The sequence below is a fragment of the Wolbachia endosymbiont of Pentalonia nigronervosa genome (genome assembly GCF_014534705.1).
Taxonomy (GTDB): domain Bacteria; phylum Pseudomonadota; class Alphaproteobacteria; order Rickettsiales; family Anaplasmataceae; genus Wolbachia.
The window spans coordinates 1-1,188 of record NZ_JACVWV010000169.1 but is presented as its reverse complement, the minus strand read 5'-3'; the positions used below and the strand labels follow the sequence as shown (position 1 = coordinate 1,188).

General features: G+C 35.0%; 1 protein-coding gene. It reads right to left on the bottom strand.

The features are described from left to right. Positions 1–1,124 (bottom strand): ankyrin repeat domain-containing protein (locus IC220_RS07710; protein ID WP_188153810.1); only part of this gene is annotated, 1,124 nt, incomplete at its 3' end. Positions 1,125–1,188 lie beyond the last annotated feature (64 nt).

Here is a 1,188-nt window from a genome sequence, read left to right as displayed (position 1 = left end):
CCTAATAATTTGATCAGTTTTGCATTGTTTGTTATTATCGCATGCTGAAAAACATCCGTAGCATCTGCTCCTTTCTTTAACAATAATTTGACTGCATTAAGGTGACCATTTTTTGCGGCAAGATATATTGCTGATTCTCCACTCTCATTTAAAGTATCTACTTCAACTCCTTCATCCAAAATGCTGTCTATTAATTCTGAACTTCCTTTTTCAGCAGCTAAATGCAGTAAACTATTCTTCTCTTGCCCATACCTATTATTTATTAATATCTTGACTATATCCTGTTTATTTTCCTCTCTTGCGTAACAAAGTGGTGTTTTGCCATCATCATCTTTCATTAAAGGGTTTATATCTTTTCTGGCAAGTAGTACTTCTACATTCTTTACCCTTTCAGCATAGTGTAGTGGTGTCTTCTTTTCATAATCTTGCAGGTTAATCTCAGCATTTGGTGCGTTGATTAAACATCTTACTATATCAAGACATAAGTCCCTCTCGTCATAATTAGTGTTATTTACCGCTATATGCAAAGAAGATAGCCTCATTGCACTTTTACCACTACCAATTCTATTTACATCTGCACCTAAGTTTGAGAGCAGTTTCACTACTCTTAGCTTCTTGTTATTTACTGCATAGTGCAGTGGTGTATGGTTTCTGATATCTAAAACATCTTTGTCTGTTTTTCCTTCCTTAATTAAAATTTCTACTACCTTTTCATGCCCCATTCCAGCTGCTAAGTGTAGTGGCGTGTGAAGAAGAGCATTTTGTACATTTGCATCAACACCATTTTTAAGCAAAAACCTTACTGCATTTTCTTCGTTCAATATTGCAGCTAAGTGAAGTAAGCTGTCTTTCTCTAACCCGTATTTGTGGTTGATTAGCACCTGTAATACTCTATTATCTTTTGCATAATCCAGGGCACTTTTGTTTTCATTGTCAGTTATCAGCGGATTTATGCTTCTCTTACTCAGCAAAAGATCAACTAAGCTCATCTCATCGAGTTCTATAGCACAATGTAGTGGGGTTTTACCATTTATTCCACGTTTATTAATGTCAATGTTAGATTGGTTTATTAAACATCCTATGAACTCTAAATATATTTGCTTGCTTTTTAGTGAATCAGTCATTTTTTTCTCCTTGCTGAATTGCTAACTCCTCCAATGCTGTTGTTATTTCCTGCGATAGTAGTTC